Genomic DNA, 18,930 nt, shown 5'->3' on the forward strand with positions numbered 1-18,930 from the left:
GGTGGCAATCATGGCACTGACAATTTCCTATCCCGAACAGCTGCCCGTTTCCGAGCGCCGCGAAGACATCATGGCAGCGATTGCCGCCAACCAGGTCACCGTCATCGCCGGCGAAACCGGGTCCGGAAAAACCACGCAGATTCCCAAGATGTGCCTGGAACTGGGCCTGGCCGACAACGGGCTGATCGGGCACACCCAGCCCCGGCGCCTTGCCGCCCGCACGGTGGCGGAGCGGATCGCTTCGGAGCTCGACGTCGAACTCGGCGAAGAGGTGGGCTTCCAGGTCCGCTTCACCGGGGAAACCGGCCGGAAGACCAAGGTCAAGCTCATGACCGACGGCATCCTGCTGGCGGAAATCCGGCATGATCCGAAGCTGAAGAAATACAGCACCATCATCATCGATGAGGCCCACGAGCGCAGCCTGAACATCGACTTCATCCTCGGGTATCTGCGCCGGCTGCTGCCCCAGCGCCCGGACCTGAAGGTCATCATCACCTCGGCCACGATCGACCCGCAGCGGTTCGCCGAGCACTTCGCCGACGCCAACGGCACCCCGGCACCCATCATCGAAGTTTCCGGCCGGACCTTCCCTGTCGAAATCCGCTACCGCCCGCTCAACCAGCCGGCTGACGGCGGCAGCGATGAAGAGGGCATCGAGGACGAGCTCGAAGAGGACCGGGACCCGGTGGACGCAGTGTGCGATGCCGTGGACGAGCTCTCCCGAGAGGCGCCCGGCGACGTCCTCGTGTTCTTCTCCGGCGAGCGCGAAATCCGCGACGCCGCCGAAGCGCTGCGTTCCTCCGTCGCCCGCAATCCCCGGCTGGCCAACACCGAAATCCTGCCGCTGTTCGCCAGGCTCTCCCTCGCCGAGCAGCACAAGGTCTTTTCGCAGGGCCGCAACCGCCGGATCGTCCTGGCCACCAACGTGGCCGAAACCTCGCTGACGGTCCCCGGCATCAAGTACGTCATCGACACCGGTACGGCCCGCATCTCGCGCTACTCCCACCGCACCAAGGTCCAGCGCCTGCCGATCGAACGGATCTCGCAGGCCTCGGCCAACCAGCGTTCAGGCCGCTGCGGCCGCGTCTCGGACGGCATCGCCATCCGGCTGTACTCGCAGGAGGACTTCGAGGCCCGGCCCGAATTCACCGATCCCGAAATCCTGCGCACCAACCTCGCCGCCGTCATCCTGCAGATGGCCGCCATGGGTGTGGCCAAGGGACCCAAGGATGTGGCGGATTTCCCGTTCGTCCAGCCTCCGGATTCCAAGGCCATTAACGACGGTGCCGTGCTGCTGCGCGAACTCGGGGCGCTGCACCCCCAGGGCGGCATCACGGACGTGGGCCGCAAGCTGTCCCAGCTCCCGGTGGATCCCCGGCTGGGACGGATGATCGTCGAAGCCGGGAACCGCGGCTGCACCAAGGAGGTCATGGTCCTTACGGCTGCACTGACCATCCAGGATCCGCGCGAGCGTCCCTCGAAGGACGATCCCGCCCGGGCACAGAAGGCCGCCGAAATGCACAAGCGGTTCGTGGACGAGAACTCGGACTTCACCGGGTACCTGAACCTGTGGCGCTATGTGGAGGAAAAGCAGAAAGAGCTCTCCTCCTCGGCGTTCCGGCGCCTGTGCAAAAACGAGTTCCTGAACTTCCTGCGCATCCGCGAATGGCAGGACCTGTTCGCCCAGCTGCGGCAGCTGGCCAAGCCGCTGGGTATCACGCTCTCCCCCGAGCCGGTGGACCCGGTCGGCAAGTACCGCGAAATCCACATCTCCCTGCTGGCCGGCCTGCTGAGCCACATCGGCCTCTACGACCAGCGCAAGCGCGAATACGCCGGTGCCCGCGGCACCCGGTTCGCGGTCTTCCCCGGCTCGGCCCTGTTCAAGAAATCCCCGGACTGGGTGATGGCTGCCGAACTGGTGGAAACCTCACGCTTGTGGGCGCGGGTGGCGGCGAAATTTGATCCACTCTGGGTCGAAGACGTTGCCGGGCACCTGATCAAGCGCACCTACAGCGAACCCCATTGGTCCAAAAGCCGCGGAGCGGTCATGGCCTACGAAAAGGTCACGCTCTACGGTGTCCCCGTCGTGCCGCAGCGCAGCATCAACTACGGACGCATCGATCCCGTCCTCTCCCGCGAGATGTTCATCCGGCATGCCCTGGTGGAAGGCGACTGGCGCACGCACCACAAGTTCTTCTCCCGCAACCAGGCGCTGCTCGCCGAGGTGGAGGAACTCGAGAACCGGGTCCGCCGCCGCGGACTGCGCGTGGACGATGAAACCCTCTTCGATTTCTATGACGAGCGCGTGGGCGCCGACGTCGTTTCCGAACGCCACTTCGACAAGTGGTGGAAAAACGCCCGGCACGAGAATCCGGCGCTGCTGGACTTCGACCCGGACGCACTGCGCACCGACGACGCCGAGGGACTCGATGAGAACGACTTCCCGAAGTCCTTCTTCTACGGCTCCTTCGAACTTCCGCTGACTTACGAGTTCACCCCCGGAGTGCCCTCTGCCAACGACGGCGTGACCGTGGAAGTGCCCGTGCTGTTCCTGAACCAGCTCACCCCGGGCCCGTTCACCTGGCAGATCCCGGGCCTGCGCGCCGAACTCATTACCGCCCTGATCAAGTCGCTGCCCAAGGCGGTCCGCAAGAACTTCGTTCCGGCGCCCGACGTCGCCCGCTCGGCTGCCGCTGCGCTGGCCGCGGACTTCGATCCGGCGTCGGACGAGCTGGAGCCGTCGCTGGAACTGGTGCTGCGCCGGTTGAAGGGATCGATCATTCCGCCGGGTTCCTGGAACTGGGACGCGGTCCCGGACCACCTGCGGATGACCTTCACCGTGGTGGATTCCTCAGGCCGGGTGCTGGACGAGGGCAAGGACCTCGCGGCCCTGCAGGAAGCCCTGGCTCCCGCCACCCGGCGGGCCATCGCCGAGTCCCTCGGCGCCACGCCGTCGACCGTCCAGCCGCGCGGGCCGAAGGGTGCCAAGGGCGCCAAGAATCCTCCGGGCACGGCTGGAAACGGCACCGCGTCGTTGAACGGTGGCTCCAGCTCCCCCGCCGGCGGCGCCTCCGTAGCGGAGCAGACCGGCCTGACGGAGTGGAGTGTCGGCACCCTGGAGAAGCAGGTCCAGCGGCTGGTGGCAGGGCATACCGTGACCGGCTACCCCGCACTGGTGGACGAAGGCTCAACGGCGGGCGTGCGGATCTTCCAGAGCGCCGGCGAGCAGCAGACTGCCATGCGTGCCGGGGTCATCCGGCTGCTGGTCCTGCGGGTTCCCAGCCCGGCCAAATACGTCCTGGAGCACCTGAGCAACACGGAGAAACTGACCTTCAGCCAGAACCCGCACGGCAGCGTCGCTGCCTTGATCGAGGACTGCACCCTGGCCGCGGTGGATAAGCTCACCCCCGAGAAGCTCCCCTGGACGCGGGCCGAGTTCGATGCCCTGTATGAAACCGTCCGGGCCGAACTAATCGACACCGTCTTCGGTGTCACGGCAATCGTGGAGAAGATCCTCGCCAGCACCCGCCGGATTACCAAAGCGCTGAAGGGCACTACGTCCCTGGCCTTGATCAGCGCCCTGAACGACATCCGGGCACAGCTGGATGCCCTGGTGTATCCCGGCTTCGTGGCCCGCACCGGCTATGCCCAGCTGATGCACCTGCCGCGGTACCTGGCCGGGATTGAACGCCGGCTGGAGAAGCTGCCCGGCAACGTGCAGCGGGACGGTCTGTCCATGGCTGTGGTCCATCGCCTCGAGGATGAGTACGACGACGCCGTGGCGGCACTTGCGCCGGGCCGCGGCACTCCCCCGGAGCTGGCGGAGGTGCGGTGGATGATCGAGGAGCTGCGGATCAGTTTCTTTGCCCAGGAACTGGGAACGGCCCGGACCGTTTCGGAGAAACGGATCCGGACCGCCCTGAACTCGGCGCTGGCTCCGGCCTAGGCGGCGGGGGAAGTCCCCTGCCGCCGGCGCCGCTGCCAGGTGCCTGTTGCTAGGCCTCGGGGACGAAAGCCCCGTGCCCGGCGTCGCGCAGGCCCTGGCGCAGCTTCTGCGCGTTGGCTTCCATCCGCTCGGGATCCGGATCGGATTCGGCGCGGCTGAAGTCGAAGTCCTGCATGGAGTTGGCGGGCCAGACATGCAGGTGCAGGTGATCCACCTCGAAACCGGCGATAGTCAGGCCGGCCCGCTCGGAGCCGAAGACCTCCACCTGGGCCTGGCCAATGGCGTGGGCAACCGCCGTCAGCTTCTGCAGAAGGTCCGCAGGTGCGTCCGTCCACTTGTTGATCTCCTGGCGCGGCACCACGAGCGTATGGCCGTCGCTGAGCGGACCAATGCTGAGGAACGCCACGACGTCGTCATCCTTCCAGACGAAGCGGCCGGGAATTTCGCCGTTGATAATCCGGGTAAACAGGGTAGGCATGGGTGCTCCTTCGGGTTGTTCCCCTGGTGCGGCGGCAGGCAGGGGTGCCCGCAGCGGCGGAGGAACCGGTCGGCCGGTAAACATGATTCGACGCTACCCCTTTTCGGGCAGGGTTTCGGCCCGGCCCGGCCCGGTCCCCACGGCTGCCGGCGTACCGGGCGTGTTGGACCACTGCGACCAGGACCCCGGATACAGTGCCGCGGTGATCCCCGCCTGCGCCAGGGCTGCAACCTCGTGGGAGGCGAAGATGCCCGATCCGCAGTACGCGGCAACGGGTCGATCCGGCCGCACCCCCAGGGCTTCGAAGGAGGCACGGAGTTCAGCGGGGCTGCGGAAGGTGCCGTCCGGAGCAAGGTTGTGGGTAGAGGGCCGGTTCACGGCTCCCGGAATATGTCCGGCCCGGGGATCGACGGGCTCGGTGTCTCCCCGGTAGCGTTCCGGCGCCCGCGCGTCGATAAGCGTTCCCGCTGTGGCCAAAGGCCCCACGTCCTGCAGCTCCGCCACGGGCATGTGCCCCCAGGACAGGTGTGCCGTCCCGGGCTCCGGCGACACCGGGCCGCTTTCCAGCGGCAGTCCGGCTGCGCGCCAGGCGCCGAGCCCGCCGTCGAGCAGGCGTACGTCCTCCCAGCCGGCATGCCGCAGCAGCCACCAGGCACGGGCCGCGGAGGTGCCGCCGGCGTCGTCGTAAACCACCACCGTGTCGCCGTCGTTCAGGCCCCAGCGGCGGGCGGTATCGGCGAAGTCCGCAGGGCCGGGCAGGGGGTGCCGTCCCTCCAACGGAGCTGCGGGGGCCGACAGCTCGGTGTCCATGTCCACGTACACCGCACCGGGCAAATGTCCGTCCAGGTACTTATCCCGGCCGTCGCTGGCGCCCAGGGTCCAGCGCACATCCAGCAGCACGGGCGGACGTGCGGACTCCAGCCGGCCGCGCAATCGCGGGATTGAGATCAGGACGTCCATTACAGGTCCACTGTTTCCCCGGCGTCCAGATGCCGGAACTCAGTGCCGTAGACCTTGCCGAAGCGGGTGATGTGGCCCTCGACCATACCCAGTCCCCGCTCGTTCAGCAGGGCATCGTGGATGGGATACGCGCGCTCGGCGCCGGTGGCGATGACGAAGTCCAGGACCTCCCCCACCTTGGACCACGGTGCGTGCACGGGAACCAGCACTGTGCGCGGCCGCAGCCCGTTCGGAACCACGAAGGAATCGCCCGGGTGGTAGACCCGGCCCTCCACGAGGTAGCCGATATTGGCAACAAGGGGAATCAGCGGGTGGATCAGTGCATGCTGGCCGCCGAACGACTGGATGCCGAAACCGGCGATCGTAAAGCTGGTGTTGGGTTCGACGTCGTGGATGCGGCCGGCCAGTTCCGGCGGGGCATCGGCTCGAAGGAGTGCCGCGAGGGACGCCGGGGCGTAGAGCTCCAGCGCCGGCTGCGCCTGCATTGCGGCAAGCACCCGGCCGCGGTCCAGATGGTCCGCATGCTCGTGGGTGACCAGGATGGCGTCGGCGCCCTGCAGTGCGGTCTCGACCTCGGAGAACGTGCCGGGATCCAGCACCAGGACCTTCCCGCCCTGCTCAAAGCGGACACAGGAGTGCGTGAACTTGGTCATTTGCATAGCGCCACCCTACTCCCGGAGCATCCCGGGTGCTCCGGATATGCCGCAGTGCTGCTGGTAATCTTAGGGTCCTGGTTTAACCAGGGTTTGGTACCCCATCCCCTGCCGTGCCACCGTACCCATACGATCCCGCCCGTACCACCCCGCCTGGAGGAACTTCCGTGTCACCCGAGACATCCCGGACGTCCAAGCGCGGACCGGAGCCGCGCGTGACCCGCCAGCGCCTGGCCGTGGGCCGCACCCTGGACGACCTCGATGACTTTGTCAGCACCCAGGAACTGTTCCGGCTGCTGCAGGAGCGCGGGGAACGCGTTTCGCTTGCCACCACGTACCGGGTGCTGCAGTCCATGGCGGACGAGAACCTGGTGGATGTGCTCCGGGGCGGCGACGGAGAGGCACTGTACCGGCGCTGCGCCGTCGGGCATCACCACCATCACCTGGTCTGCCGCGAATGCGGCAAGGCCGTCGAGGTGGAGGCTCCGGCAGTGGAGACCTGGGCTGCCGGACTCGGCACCAGGTACGGCTTCACCGAGGTGGCGCACACCGTCGAGGTCTTCGGTCTGTGCCCGGAATGCAGCGCCCGTAAGAGCTAGGCCGCGGCGGTGGCGGTGTTCCGGCTCAGCTCACGCCGCCGGTGTCCGCCGCGCACCCGCCGGATGATCCGGCACACCAGGTAGATCGCGAAGGACACCGTGGTGACGTAGGGGCTGATCGGGATCCGCCCGCCCAGCGCCAGCAGGATGCCGCCCACCGAGGAAGCCAGGGCGAAGACCACGCTCAGGAACACCACGAGGCGCGGTGAGGAGGTCACGAGCAGCGCCGCGGCAGCGGGAGTGATCAGCAGCGAGAGCACCAGCAGCGCGCCCACCACCTGGATGGACAGCGCTACGGAAAGACCCAGCAGGAACATAAAGACAATGGACAGCACCCGCACCGGCACGCCGCGCGCCTCGGCGAGGTCCGGGTCCGCGCTGGCGAAGGTCAGTGGGCGCCAGATGATGAGCAGGGCAGCGACCACGACGGCGGCAACTCCGGCCAGCAGATTCAGCTGCACCGTATCCACTGCGACGATCTGTCCGGTCAGCAACCCGAATTTGTTGGCCGAGCGGCCCTCATAGAGGCCCAGGAACAGGATCCCCAGCCCCAGCCCGAAGGGCATGATGACGCCGATGATCGAGTTCCGGTCCCGTGCCCGCAGGCCCATGACGGCCAGCAGGACGGCGGCCGCCACCGATCCCACCAGCGAACCGACCACCACGTTCACGCCGATCAGCAGGGCAAAGGACGCTCCGGCGAAGGAAAGTTCGGCGATGCCGTGCACGGCGAAGGCCAGGTCCCGCATCAGCACGAAGGTACCGATCAAGCCGCCGACCAGGCCCAGGACCGCCGCCGCCCAGATGGAGTTCTGCACCAGCGGGAGCAGCTCCCCATAGTCGCTGAAATCGAAAACAGCATCGAAGAAACTACGCAGGTCCAAGGTCGCCCTCGCTTTCTCCGTGGTGATGGGTGGTGGCGTCGGGAATGCCCAGGACCACAATCCGTCCGTGGCTGCGCAGTACTTCCACGCGGCTGCCATACATTTCCGAGAGCACATCGCTGCGCAGGACCTCGGCGGGGGTGCCGGTGCGGAACTGCCCGCCGGCCAGGTACAGCACGCGGTCCACGTACTCGATGACCGGGTTGATCTCGTGGGTCACGAAGACGACGGCGGCTCCCTCGTCGTGGCAGCGCCGCTCGATCAGCGAGCTGATCGCCTGCTGGTGGTGCAGGTCCAGGGAAAGCAGCGGCTCGTCGCAAAGAAGCAGGTCCGGATTGGTGGCCAGGGCCTGGGCTGCGCGCAGGCGCTGCAGCTCGCCTCCGGACAGCCGTCCGACGGGTTCATCCGCGTAGGCGGTGGCTCCCACCTGTTCAAGCAGCCGGTCCACCCGCTGGCGCACCGGCTTCCGGCGCAGGCGCAGGCCCCAGCGGTCGCCGTCGACGCCGAGCCCCACCAGGTCGCGGCCGCGCAGCGGAGTGCCCGGACTGAAGGATTTCTGCTGCGGGATGTACCCGATGTCCTTGCTGCCGCGGTGGACATCGCGGCCGTTGATGGTCACGGTGCCGCCGGTGAGCGGCTGCAGCCCCAGGAGGACCTTCAGGAAGCTGGTTTTGCCGGACCCGTTGGGGCCGAGGACGGCAAGGAACTCCCCCGCATTGATGTCCAGGTCGAGGTTCTTCCACAGGGTGCGGTCCCCGAAGGACAGTCCTGCGTCCCGCAGGCGGACGACGGGAGCCGGCGGCGTCATCGGAGCACGCTTTCCATGGCGGCGGTATTGGCGGCCATCCACTGCAGGTAGTCCTGCCCCTCGGGCAGGGTTTCGGTGAAGTCCACGACGGGCACGTCCGCAGACACGGCGGCCTCCCGCACGGTCTCGGTCTGGGACGTGGACGTCTGTTCGTTGTAGCCCAGGAAAGCGATCGAGCCGCCGGTGACCAGATCCTCCATTTCCTTCAGCACCTTGGGTGGCACGTCGGCGCCTTCCTCCACTGCTTCGGTGAAGTCGGAGGGGGTGGCATTGTGCAGCCCGGCAGCCGCCACCAGGTAATCCGGCACCGGCTCGGTCAGCGCGACGTCGCGTCCAGCCGAGACGTCCCGAAGCGCCGCCAGGGCAGCATTAATGTCAGCAATGCCCGCCTCGAAATCCGCGGCGTTGGCTTGGAAAGAGTCAGCGGCTTCCGCGTCCAGCCCGGCTAGGCGTTCTGCTGCGGCGCCGGCCAGCCGGCCCATCGCCTCCGGGCTGTACCAGACATGTTCGTTGAAGGAACCGTGGCGATGGCCGTGGTGGTCTTCCCCACCGTCATGGCCGGTTTCCGCCCCGTGGACGCCCTCGGCATCCTCCCCGGAGTCCTCCAGGCCGGAGATCTCCACGGCGTTGAGGATGTCCTCGGCAGGGATGCCTTCATCAGCTGCCAGCTTCTCCAGGAACGAGTCATAGCCGCCGCCGTTAAGCACCACCAGGTCCGCCTTGGAAACCGCCAGCCGGTCCCGGGCAGTAGCCTCATAGGAGTGGGGATCCTGGCTGGGCCGGTCGATCAGGGCAGTGACCTCCACGTTGTCCCCGCCGATCTCCGTGAGGATGCCCGCGTAGACGTTGGTGGACGCCACGACGGTGATGACGCCTTCGTCGGCTCCGCCACGTTCGGGGTCCCCGCTGCCGGCCGCGCATCCGGTCAGGACGGCGGCAGCCAATACGGTTCCGGCCACGCGGACGGGGAAGCGGTGCATAAGGTTGATGTCCCTGGTTAGGCGGGCGGATGGGCTCCGGCGCCGCCGGAGCCCCTTCAGCATAACCTAAACGCGAATCGTTCGCATCTAGCGTCCTACAGGTGTTCGCCCGTCCGGCGGATGCCCTGGGCCTGGGTGGCGTCCCGGATTTCCCCGATCAGCTGTTCGATGATGTCTTCCAGGAACAGGACGCCCCGGGTGCTTCCGTCCGGCCCCAGAACGCGGGCCAGGTGGGAACCCGTCCGCTGCATCACGGCCAGCGCGTCCTCGATTTCGTCGTCGAGGCGCAGGTTCGCCAATGTCCGGACCTTGTTCTCCGTGATCGGCCGCTCATAGGCCTCCAACGGAATCGACATCACGTCCTTCAGGTGCATGTACCCGGTGAGGTTCCCGGCATCGTCCACGAGGACGAACCGGGAAAAACCGGTCCTGCCGACCGCCCGCTCAAATTCGGCCGGGGTCGAGTCCGTCCCCAGCGTGACGAGTTCGTCCAGGGGAACCATCACGGTCCCCGCGGTCTGCCCGGAGAATTCCAGCGCACCGGAAATCAGGCCGGAATTATCGGCCACGGTCCCGTGCTTGGTGGATTCCTCCACGATGGACTGCATTTCCTCCAAGGTGAAGGCTGAGGCGACCTCGTCCTTGGGGGTGATGCCCATCAGCCGCAGGGCGTGGTTTGCCAGCCAGTTCAGCGACCCGATAACCGGGCGCACGAGCTTGGAAATGAAGACCAGCGGCGGCGCCAGCAGAAGCACTGCCCGGTCCGCAACGGACACCGAAATGTTCTTCGGGACCATCTCGCCAATCGTGACGTGAAGGAAGGTCACCACCAGCAGTGCAATCAGGAAACCGGCGCCGTCCGCAATCTCGACCGGCAGTCCGACGGCTTTCAGCGGAACCGAAAGCAGGTGATGGATGGCCGGCTCCGCCACTGACAGGATGAGCAGGGAGCAGACAGTAATACCGAGCTGCGCGCAGGCAAGCATCAGTGAAACGTGCTCCATGGCCCACAGGGTCGTCTTGGCCCGTTTGGAACCGGCCTCCGCATACGGCTCGATCTGGCTGCGCCGTGCCGACATCACGGCAAACTCGCTGCCAACGAAAAACGCGTTGCCCAGCAAAAGGACAACCAGCCAGAAGATTCCCGCTACGTCACTCATCGGATACCTTCCCTGCGGTCCTGGCGCTCCGTAGGCCGGTCGGCGCTGTCTTCGTCTTCGACATGTTCGGGCTGCCCGGAATCGGCGCCTTCCTCGGCGGGAATGAAGCTCACGCGGTCAATGCGGCGTCCATCCATCCGCTCCACTTCCAGCACGCCGCCGGGGACGGACACGCGGTCCCCGGCCTCGGCGATGCGTCCCAGTTCAGCCATGATGTAGCCGCCCACGGTTTCGTATCCGGCTTCGTCCGGCATCCGCAGCAGCGGAACCAGCGCAGTGACTTCATCCGGGCGCATGATGCCCGGGAAGAACCAGGCGCCGGACGCGCTTTGCAGCACTCCGGGCTTCGCCTTGTCGTGTTCATCGGATACTTCGCCGACGATCTCCTCGACGAGGTCCTCCAGGGTGGCGACGCCGGCGGTGCCGCCGTATTCGTCCAGCACGACGGCGAGCTGCAGGTTCGCGTTGCGCAGTTCCGAAAGCAGCGAGTCCAGGTGGACTGTTTCGGGAACCCGGAGGATTTCGCTCATGATCGCGGCAGCGGGCAGCGTTCCGCGTCGGCTGCGGGGAACGGCTACGGCCTTCTTGACATGCACCACGCCGCGGATGTCGTCCGGGGAATCGCCGAGGACCGGGAACCGGGAGTACCCGGTGCGCCGGGCTGCTTCGATGACGTCGGCCACCGGCTGCTCGGCATCGATGGTTTCCAGCCGGATCCGCGGAGTCATCACATCGGCCGCCGTGCGCCCGGCGAAGGAGAACGTCCGGGACAGGAAGTCGGCGGTGCCCTTGTCCAGGGTGCCCATCTCCGCTGAACGGCGCGCCATCGAGGACAGCTCCGACGGGGTCCGCGCTCCGCTGACCTCCTCCTTGGCTTCCAGGCCGAAGAGGTGAAGGATCTTGTTCGCAAAACCGTTCAGCAGGAGTACGGCAGGCTTGAAGACCACCGTAAAGGCCAGCTGTGGACGGGCAAGCGCCTTGCCGATGCGGAACGGCATGGCGATGGACATGTTCTTGGGGATCAGTTCACCCAGCAGCATCGACAGGAAGGTCGCCAGGATCATCGCCACGGTGACGGACACGGAGGCCACGGCCACGGGCGGCAGGCCCAGGGACGCCAGGGGCGCCTCCAGCAGGCGGCCCACCGATGGTTCCATCACGAAGCCGGTCAGCAGGGTGGTCATGGTGATGCCCAGCTGGCAGCTGGAAAGCTGGGTGGAAAGGGTGGTCAGGCAGCGCAGCAGCGGCTCGGCCGCCTTGTCACCGTCCTCGACTGCGCGGCGGACGGACGGCTGGTCCAGCGCCACCAGGGCAAATTCCACGGCAACGAAGAAGCCGGTGCCAAGAATAAGGAGAAGGCCAAAGAGCAGGTAGAGCCACTCCATGTCAGCGCACCCCCGCGGCGGGTGCTGTCAGGCCACGCCTTAAAGAAAGGGGCAGGGAAAGGGGCGCAAAGGCTGCAGGAAAACGTTCAGACGGAGGGTGGTCGGCTGCGGCCGGACTGGAAGGCTCCGATGCAGCGGCAGGTGAATGCTGGGCCGTGGGTGTGCTGGCGTTGCCGGCTCGGGGCGCACCGTCTGCGGTAACCGCAGTCCGTTGCACAGGCCGGCGCCTAGAGAAACTGTCCATAGAATTATCAGTTTACAGGTTTGGCCGGACCCTGCCACAGCACTCGGATTCGGCGGCGAGGCCGGGCGTCCGGCATGCCGCCGGCACCGGAAAACCGATAAGCCGCTGTCTGTTGCGTCATCCGAAGATGCGGGATTGGCCACATCTTCGCCTATGTCACTAGACTGGCATGAAGTCTCGGTCACTGCGCACCGGGCCAGCACCACCAGTTGAGGCGGAAGCGCCCCGAACATGGTGCCATCAGGGCAAACGGCAACTCATGGAAGAGGCGTATATCTAGTGCCAGACCAATCCAACCACCGCCTGCCGGAAGAATTCGGCGGCAACGAGTGGCTTGTCGATGAACTCTACGAGCAGTATTTGTCGAACAAGGACTCCGTTGACAAGAAGTGGTGGAGCATCTTCGAATCCTTCAAGGCTGAAGACTCCCAGTCCGGTAACGGCTCCAACGGAAACACCGCCGGTTCTCCGGACGGCGCCCGGCCGGCCACCCGGCAGCTGCCGGTGGTAAAGGCAGAGACCACAGCACCCAATGCACCGAAGGCCTCCGGCGAATCCCCCGCTGCAACGCAGCAGTCGGGCACACCGCCGGTCCCCAAGGAATCGGCAAAGGCCGAATCCGCTCCCAAGGAACCGGCGAAGGCCGCACCCATTCCGGCCCAGCTGCCCAAGACCCAGCCCAGCGACGCGGCTGCGGAAGAGGACAAGGTCACCGTGCTCCGCGGTCCGGCCAAGGCGATCGCCACGAATATGGACCTCAGCCTGAGCGTCCCCACGGCGACCACCGTTCGTGCGGTCCCCGCCAAGCTCCTGATCGACAACCGCATTGTCATCAACAGCCACCTTGAGCGTGCCCGCGGCGGCAAGATCTCCTTCACCCACCTGCTCGGCTACGCCATCATCCGTGCCGCCGCGCAGTTCCCGTCGATGAACGTGTACTACGACGAAGTGGACGGCAAGCCTGTAGCCGTCCAGCCCGCACACGTGAACTTCGGCCTGGCCATCGACATGCCCAAGCCGGACGGGACCCGTCTGCTGGTGGTGCCGAACATCAAGAAGGCCGAAACGCTGAACTTCTCGGAGTTCTGGCACGCGTACGAGGACCTGGTCAAGCGTGCGCGCAGCGGCAAGCTCGGCGCTGACGACTACCGCGGCACCACCATCTCCCTGACCAACCCGGGCGGCATCGGCACCGTGCACTCCGTGCCCCGCCTGTCCAAGGGCCAGGCCGCCATCATCGGCGCCGGCGCCCTCGAGTACCCGGCCGAATTCCAGGGTGCCAACGAGAAGATCCTTGCCCGCAACGCCATCAGCAAGATCATCACCCTGACCTCCACGTACGACCACCGGGTCATCCAGGGTGCCGGCAGCGGCGAGTTCCTGCGGATCATCCACCAGCTGCTGCTGGGTGAGCAGAACTTCTACGACGAGATCTTCGAATCCCTGCGGATTCCGTACGAGCCGGTCCGCTGGAGCCCTGACATCCAGGTCAACCCGGACGAGCAGATCAACAAGGTTGCCCGCATCCAGCAGCTGATCCACGCGTACCGGGTCCGCGGACACCTCATGGCGGACACGAACCCGCTGGAATACGTGCAGCGCCGGCACGCCGACCTGGACGTCCTGAACCACGGCCTGACGCTGTGGGACCTGGACCGGGAGTGGCCCACGGGCGGCTTCGGCGGCAAGCCGATGCTCAAGCTCCGCAAGATCCTTGGTGTGCTGCGGGACGCGTACTGCCGCACCGCGGGCATCGAGTACATGCACATCCAGGATCCGGAGGAACGCCAGTGGTTCCAGGACCGCCTGGAAACCAAGTACACGAAGCCGACCCGCGAAGAGCAGCTGCGGATCCTCAGCAAGCTCAACGCGGCAGAGGCTTTCGAGACGTTCCTGCAGACGAAGTTCGTCGGCCAGAAGCGCTTCTCGCTTGAAGGCGGCGAGTCCCTGATTCCGCTGCTGGACGCCGTGATTTCCGGCGCCGCCGACGACGGCCTCGCGGAAGTCGGCATCGGCATGGCCCACCGTGGCCGCCTCAACGTCCTGACGAACATTGCCGGCAAGACGTACGCCCAGGTCTTCCGGGAATTCGAAGGCACCCAGGACCCGCGCAGCGTCCAGGGCTCCGGCGACGTGAAGTACCACCTCGGCACCGAGGGAACCTTCACCTCCGACAACGGCAACGAGACCAAGGTTTACCTGGCGGCCAACCCGTCACACCTCGAAGCCGGCGACTCGGTGCTGGAAGGCATTGTCCGCGCCAAGCAGGACCGTCTGGACCAGGGCGACGAATTCCCCGTGCTGCCGATCCTGGTACACGGCGACGCCGCCTTCGCCGGGCAGGGAGTGGTGGCGGAAACGCTCAACCTTTCCCAGCTGCGCGGCTACCGCACCGGCGGAACCATCCACGTGGTGGTCAACAACCAGGTGGGCTTCACCACCTCGCCGACGTCCTCCCGGTCCTCGGTCTACTCCACCGACGTCGCGAAGATGGTCCAGGCACCGATCTTCCATGTCAATGGAGACGACCCCGAAGCAGTCGTGCGGGTGGGCCAGCTGGCCTACGAATACCGGCAGCGCTTCCACAAGGACGTCGTCATCGACATGGTCTGCTACCGCCGCCGCGGCCACAACGAAGGCGACGATCCTTCGATGACGCAGCCCATGATGTACAGCCTGATCGAGGCCAAGCGCTCCGTCCGTAAGCTGTACACCGAGTCCCTGATCGGACGCGGGGACATCAGCCAGGACGAAGCCGAGCAGGCGCTCCGCGACTACCAGGGCCGCCTGGAACGTGTCTTTGCCGAGACCCACGCTGCGCAGACCTCACCCATCCCGGTGATCACCAAGGATTCGGAAGCGGTCTCCGATCTCGAACGTCCTGCCGCACAGCAGGAGGGCACCACGATCATCAAGCCGGCAAGCACTTCGGTTTCACCGGAGGTCCTGGCCCACATCGGCAAGGCCCACGTGGCCGTGCCGGAAGGCTTCACGGTCCACCCGAAGCTGAAGTCCCTGCTGGAAAAGCGCGAACAGATGTCCCGCGAGGGCAATATCGACTGGGGCTTTGCCGAAATTGCCGCCTTCGGCTCCCTGCTGATGGAAGGCGTCCCCGTACGCCTTGCCGGGCAGGACTCCCGCCGCGGAACGTTCACCCAGCGGCACGCCGTCTTCCATGACCGCGCCACCGGCGCGGAATGGGTACCCCTGGCGGAGCTGGACCCGAACCAGGCGAAGCTGTGGATCTACGATTCCCTGCTCTCCGAATTCGCAGCCATGGGCTTCGAATACGGCTACTCGGTGGAACGCCCGGACGCCCTCGTGCTGTGGGAGGCCCAGTTCGGCGACTTCGTCAACGGTGCCCAGACCATCATTGACGAGTTCATCTCTTCGGCCGAACAGAAGTGGGGCCAGCGTTCCTCACTGGTGCTGATGCTCCCGCACGGCTATGAAGGCCAGGGTCCGGACCACTCCTCCGCACGGATCGAGCGGTTCCTGCAGATGTGTGCCGAGGACAACATGATTGTTGCCAACCCGACCACGGGCGCCTCGCACTTCCACCTGCTGCGCCGGCAGGCCTACAGCCGGCCGCGCAAGCCGCTGGTGGTCTTTACGCCCAAGCAGCTCCTGCGCCTGAAGGCTGCAGCCACTTCGGTGGAGGAGTTCACGCACGGCGAGTTCCAGCCGGTCATCGGGGAACACGCCGAACTGGACGGAAACGCCGTCGAGCGGGTCCTGCTGGTCTCCGGCCGCCTCTACTACGATCTGCTGGCCAACCGCCAGAAGACCGGAGATGAGAAGACAGCCATTATCCGCGTGGAGCAGCTTTACCCGCTCCCCGTGGAGGAGATCCAGGCGGCCGTGGCGCAGTACCCGAACGCGGACATCGTCTGGGCACAGGACGAGCCGGCCAACCAGGGCCCGTGGCCCTTCATTGGCCTGAACCTCCCGCAGCACCTGGACCGCCGCCTTCGGCTGGTGTCACGCCCGGCGTCGGCGTCCACCGCCACGGGCTCGGCCAAGCGCCATGCAGTGGAGCAGGACATCCTCGTGAAGAAGGCCTTCGAACGTCAGTAGGCTAGATTTGGGGTGGGGCGCTTCGGCGTCCCACCCTGTTTTTTTTGATTTGAGAAGGTGACTAGTGGAACAACGCAGAATTCGGCTTGCTGCTGTCGGTGACGAGCTGCTGGCCGGACACGGGGATCCGCGCGCACTTGGCTGGCTGGGACGGGTCCTGGCCCGGACCAGGCCTGAAAACGTTGACCTCCAGGCATACAGCCTGGCTGCACCGCACGAGGGAACCGAGGCTTTGGCCAACCGGTGGCTCCCGGAGGCCGGGCGCCGGTTCGAGGACGGGTGCGAAAACCGCCTGGTTATCGGACTGTCGGACCGCGATCTTGACCTTGAGCTGACGACGGCGCGAAGCCGGCTGAACCTGGCGAACATCCTTGATGGGGCTGCCCAGATGAGCATCAAGGTCTTTGTGGTGGGCCCTCCCCCGGGCCTCAACCCCGAACGGAACCGGAAGCTGGCGGATCTTTCGGCTGCCTTCGGCGACGTCACCACGCGGCGGAAGCACATGTACGTGGATACCCTCAACCCGCTGCTTAACCATGAACAGTGGCGGACGGATCTGGCAGCCAACGGCGGAACACCCGGCCAGGCCGGCTACGGCCTGATGGCCTGGCTGGTGCTGCACCGCGGCTGGTACCAGTGGCTGGACCTGCCCGAAATGAACTGAAATCCCCGTCACAATCGGACTTTCAAAAACCCTCCCGGCCTAAGCCGGGAGGGTTTTTCCGTATTCCCCCGCGGTTTCCGGCTGCGCCGTGAGTTCACCGTGATAACGATCGGTTAACAACATGTAACTTAGCTCACAGCGTAAACATTTTGTGGCTAGTGTTTGTCCACATGTGGCGGTCATCACGGCCGCTTGGGGGGCCATCATTGGTGGTTCCTGACTCCTCATCACCAGTTAGGACTACAGATGCGTACTAAGCGCGCGGCATCTCTTGCCGCACTCTCCGTCGGAGCCCTTTTCCTGGGCGCCTGCGGCTCCGCCGGGGGCGGCACCGAAAGTGAAGCCACCGAGGACGCCAACCTCGCTTCGTCGATCTCCGTGGCCATCAGCCAGGCTCCGGATTTCTACAACGGCGGCACGTCCAAGTCGAACAGCGTGTACAACACCTATGTTGACAACCTGGTCCACAGCAACTTCTCGGAGTACAGCCCTGAGGGCGTCATCCGCAATGAGGAGTTCGGAACGTTCGAGAAGACCAGTGACGATCCCCTGACGGTGAAATACACCATCAACGAGGACGCCCAGTGGTCCGACGGCACGCCGATCGACTTCGACGACATCCTCCTGAACTGGGCCGCTTTCTCGGGCAAGGTCTTGGAAGGAGAGGCTGAGATCTTCGAGCCGTCCTCGAACAACGGCTACGAGTACCTTGCAATGCCCGAGGGTGAAGCAGGAGCAAAAGAGTTCGAGTACGTCTTCGAGACTCCGTACGCCGACTGGGAAAACCTGATGATCGGCTCCCTCATGCCGGCCCACATCGCCGCCGAGCAGGGCGGGATGAGCAGCGAGAACGACGGCGAGGAGCTGATTGCCGCGATCCAGGACAGCGATATTGCCGGCCTGAAGCCCGTGGCCGAGTTCTGGAATACCGGATGGGGTTATGCCGAAGGCCTCCCCTCACTGCCGGATGCAGCACTGATCCCCTCGTCCGGACCCTACAAGCTGGACAACGCCGCCGGCGGAAACCTGACGCTGACCAAGAACGAGAACTACTGGGGCGACGAGCGCGAGGCCGCCACCGAAAGCATCATCTTCAAGACCATTGAAGACACCGAGGCTGTCCAGGCGCTGCAGAACGGCGACGTTGACATCATCGAACCGTCCGGTCCCACCGGCGACACCAAGGACCAGATCGAGGCAATCGGCGACAGCGTCACCACGGTCACCGACACCGGCATGACCTTCACGCACATCGACCTCGACCAGTCCGAAAACGGTGTGTTCAAGGACCTGAAGGTGCGTGAGGCATTCTCCAAGTGCGTGCCGCGCCAGGACATCGTTGACAAGTTCGTTACTCCGGTCGCCCCGGACGCCACCGTGCTCAACCTGCGTGAATACCAGCAGTCGCAGCCGGAATACGAAGAGGTGCTCGAAGCTGCCCCTTCGGCCAGTAAGTACGACGAGGTTGACCTCGAAGGTGCCAAGGAACTGATGGAAGAAGCCGGCAAGACCGCGCCTGTTGACGTCCGGATGCTGTTCTCCTCCGCCAGCCAGCTCCGTGCCGACATCACCGCCCTGATCAAGGCTTCCTGCGACCAGGCCGGCTTCAACATCATCGCCTCCCCCGACGCCGAGTGGACCACGAAGCTCGATGAGCTCGGCTCCTGGGACGCTGCACTGTTCGGATGGGCCGGTTCCGGCCTGGTAGCCAGCGGGCAGTCGATCTACGACTCGGAAGGCGTCCAGAACTACGGCAAGTTCAAGAGCGAAAAGGTCGACGAGCTGTGGGATGAAATTGCCACCACCACGGACGCCGACCGCGTACTGGAACTGAAGAAGGAGCTTGAAGAGGAACTGGCCAAGAACGTCTACAACGTCGTTCTCTACACACAGGCCGAGATTGTTGCCCACAACTCCAGCATGGAGAACGTGGTCTACAACCCCACCCAGAGCGGCGTCACCTGGAACGCCTTCAAGTGGACCAAGCAGGCCTAACCAAGGCACCGCGCCTGAACGGTTAGAAAGCGGGATGGGCAGGCCACTGGTCTGCCCATCCCGGCTTTTATGCCGAAAAGGTTTTCCGTACCACCCC

General features: G+C 65.5%; 13 protein-coding genes. 5 read left to right on the forward strand and 8 right to left on the reverse strand.

The features are described 5' to 3' along the window. The first annotated feature begins 10 nt into the window (after positions 1 to 10). Entirely contained in the window at positions 11 to 3,946 is a 3,936-nt protein-coding gene (hrpA, locus tag QNO10_RS10010; RefSeq protein WP_229950614.1) for an ATP-dependent RNA helicase HrpA, read from the forward strand. Positions 3,947 to 3,995: 49 nt separating this feature from the next. On the opposite strand, the gene QNO10_RS10015 is transcribed toward hrpA, so the two are convergent. From QNO10_RS10015 to QNO10_RS10025, 3 genes are all read right to left on the reverse strand, one after another. After that, a complete protein-coding gene (locus QNO10_RS10015) occupies positions 3,996 to 4,424 on the reverse strand; it encodes an HIT family protein (RefSeq protein ID WP_229950612.1) in 429 nt (142 codons plus the stop codon). A gap of 93 nt (positions 4,425 to 4,517) precedes the next feature. Beyond that, on the reverse strand, positions 4,518 to 5,384 hold the full coding sequence (locus tag QNO10_RS10020) for a sulfurtransferase (RefSeq protein ID WP_229950610.1): 867 nt from the start codon (positions 5,382 to 5,384) through the stop codon (positions 4,518 to 4,520). Beyond that, positions 5,384 to 6,043 (reverse strand): MBL fold metallo-hydrolase, encoded by a 660-nt coding sequence (locus tag QNO10_RS10025; RefSeq protein WP_229950608.1) that lies wholly within the window; start codon positions 6,041 to 6,043, stop codon positions 5,384 to 5,386. Before QNO10_RS10025 ends, QNO10_RS10020 begins: the two co-directional genes overlap by 1 nt. A 161-nt stretch (positions 6,044 to 6,204) precedes the next feature. Between QNO10_RS10025 and QNO10_RS10030 the strand changes: the two genes are divergently transcribed. Then, the gene (locus QNO10_RS10030) at positions 6,205 to 6,636 is read left to right on the forward strand and encodes a Fur family transcriptional regulator (RefSeq protein WP_229950606.1); all 432 of its coding nucleotides are present in this window, start codon (positions 6,205 to 6,207) and stop codon (positions 6,634 to 6,636) included. On the opposite strand, the gene QNO10_RS10035 is transcribed toward QNO10_RS10030, so the two are convergent. The 5 genes from QNO10_RS10035 to QNO10_RS10055 form a co-directional block, all read right to left on the reverse strand. Continuing rightward, positions 6,633 to 7,520, reverse strand: a complete 888-nt coding sequence (locus QNO10_RS10035; RefSeq protein WP_229950603.1) for a metal ABC transporter permease — start codon at positions 7,518 to 7,520, stop codon at positions 6,633 to 6,635. The two genes, QNO10_RS10030 and QNO10_RS10035, sit on opposite strands and share 4 nt — an antisense overlap. After that, positions 7,507 to 8,328, reverse strand: coding sequence for a metal ABC transporter ATP-binding protein (locus QNO10_RS10040; RefSeq protein ID WP_229950601.1), 822 nt, complete (start codon positions 8,326 to 8,328; stop codon positions 7,507 to 7,509). The genes QNO10_RS10035 and QNO10_RS10040 overlap by 14 nt, the downstream gene beginning before the upstream one ends. Beyond that, the gene (locus QNO10_RS10045; RefSeq protein ID WP_229950597.1) at positions 8,325 to 9,308 is read right to left on the reverse strand and encodes a metal ABC transporter solute-binding protein, Zn/Mn family; all 984 of its coding nucleotides are present in this window, start codon (positions 9,306 to 9,308) and stop codon (positions 8,325 to 8,327) included. The genes QNO10_RS10040 and QNO10_RS10045 overlap by 4 nt, the downstream gene beginning before the upstream one ends. A gap of 95 nt (positions 9,309 to 9,403) precedes the next feature. Then, positions 9,404 to 10,468, reverse strand: a complete 1,065-nt coding sequence (locus QNO10_RS10050; RefSeq protein ID WP_229950593.1) for a hemolysin family protein — start codon at positions 10,466 to 10,468, stop codon at positions 9,404 to 9,406. After that, positions 10,465 to 11,853 carry a hemolysin family protein gene (locus QNO10_RS10055; RefSeq protein WP_229950591.1) on the reverse strand — a complete coding sequence of 463 codons (1,389 nt, stop codon included), beginning with the start codon at positions 11,851 to 11,853 and terminating at the stop codon, positions 10,465 to 10,467. Before QNO10_RS10055 ends, QNO10_RS10050 begins: the two co-directional genes overlap by 4 nt. A 523-nt stretch (positions 11,854 to 12,376) precedes the next feature. Here QNO10_RS10055 and QNO10_RS10060 point away from each other — a divergent pair. From QNO10_RS10060 to QNO10_RS10070, 3 genes are all read left to right on the forward strand, one after another. Continuing rightward, on the forward strand, positions 12,377 to 16,174 hold the full coding sequence (locus QNO10_RS10060) for a multifunctional oxoglutarate decarboxylase/oxoglutarate dehydrogenase thiamine pyrophosphate-binding subunit/dihydrolipoyllysine-residue succinyltransferase subunit (protein ID WP_229950589.1): 3,798 nt from the start codon (positions 12,377 to 12,379) through the stop codon (positions 16,172 to 16,174). A 64-nt stretch (positions 16,175 to 16,238) separates the two neighbouring features. Then, positions 16,239 to 16,838 (forward strand): GDSL-type esterase/lipase family protein, encoded by a 600-nt coding sequence (locus tag QNO10_RS10065; RefSeq protein ID WP_229950587.1) that lies wholly within the window; start codon positions 16,239 to 16,241, stop codon positions 16,836 to 16,838. 246 nt (positions 16,839 to 17,084) lie between these two features. After that, the gene (locus QNO10_RS10070) at positions 17,085 to 18,833 is read left to right on the forward strand and encodes an ABC transporter family substrate-binding protein (protein WP_229950583.1); all 1,749 of its coding nucleotides are present in this window, start codon (positions 17,085 to 17,087) and stop codon (positions 18,831 to 18,833) included. Positions 18,834 to 18,930: the final 97 nt, after the last annotated feature.

Source organism: Arthrobacter sp. zg-Y919 (genome assembly GCF_030142045.1).
Classification (GTDB): Bacteria; Actinomycetota; Actinomycetes; order Actinomycetales; family Micrococcaceae; genus Arthrobacter_B.

What these genes read in the sequence shown, in the direction of transcription:
- QNO10_RS10040 (WP_229950601.1), bottom strand. Translation starts at nt 8,328, where the DNA reads ATGACGCCGCCGGCTCCCGTCGTCCGCCTGCGGGACGCAGGACTGTCC.
- QNO10_RS10025 (WP_229950608.1), bottom strand. Translation starts at nt 6,043, where the DNA reads ATGCAAATGACCAAGTTCACGCACTCCTGTGTCCGCTTTGAGCAGGGC.
- QNO10_RS10070 (WP_229950583.1), top strand. Translation starts at nt 17,085, where the DNA reads ATGCGTACTAAGCGCGCGGCATCTCTTGCCGCACTCTCCGTCGGAGCC.
- QNO10_RS10055 (WP_229950591.1), bottom strand. Translation starts at nt 11,853, where the DNA reads ATGGAGTGGCTCTACCTGCTCTTTGGCCTTCTCCTTATTCTTGGCACC.
- hrpA (WP_229950614.1), top strand. Translation starts at nt 11, where the DNA reads ATGGCACTGACAATTTCCTATCCCGAACAGCTGCCCGTTTCCGAGCGC.
- QNO10_RS10050 (WP_229950593.1), bottom strand. Translation starts at nt 10,468, where the DNA reads ATGAGTGACGTAGCGGGAATCTTCTGGCTGGTTGTCCTTTTGCTGGGC.
- QNO10_RS10045 (WP_229950597.1), bottom strand. Translation starts at nt 9,308, where the DNA reads ATGCACCGCTTCCCCGTCCGCGTGGCCGGAACCGTATTGGCTGCCGCC.
- QNO10_RS10015 (WP_229950612.1), bottom strand. Translation starts at nt 4,424, where the DNA reads ATGCCTACCCTGTTTACCCGGATTATCAACGGCGAAATTCCCGGCCGC.
- QNO10_RS10020 (WP_229950610.1), bottom strand. Translation starts at nt 5,384, where the DNA reads ATGGACGTCCTGATCTCAATCCCGCGATTGCGCGGCCGGCTGGAGTCC.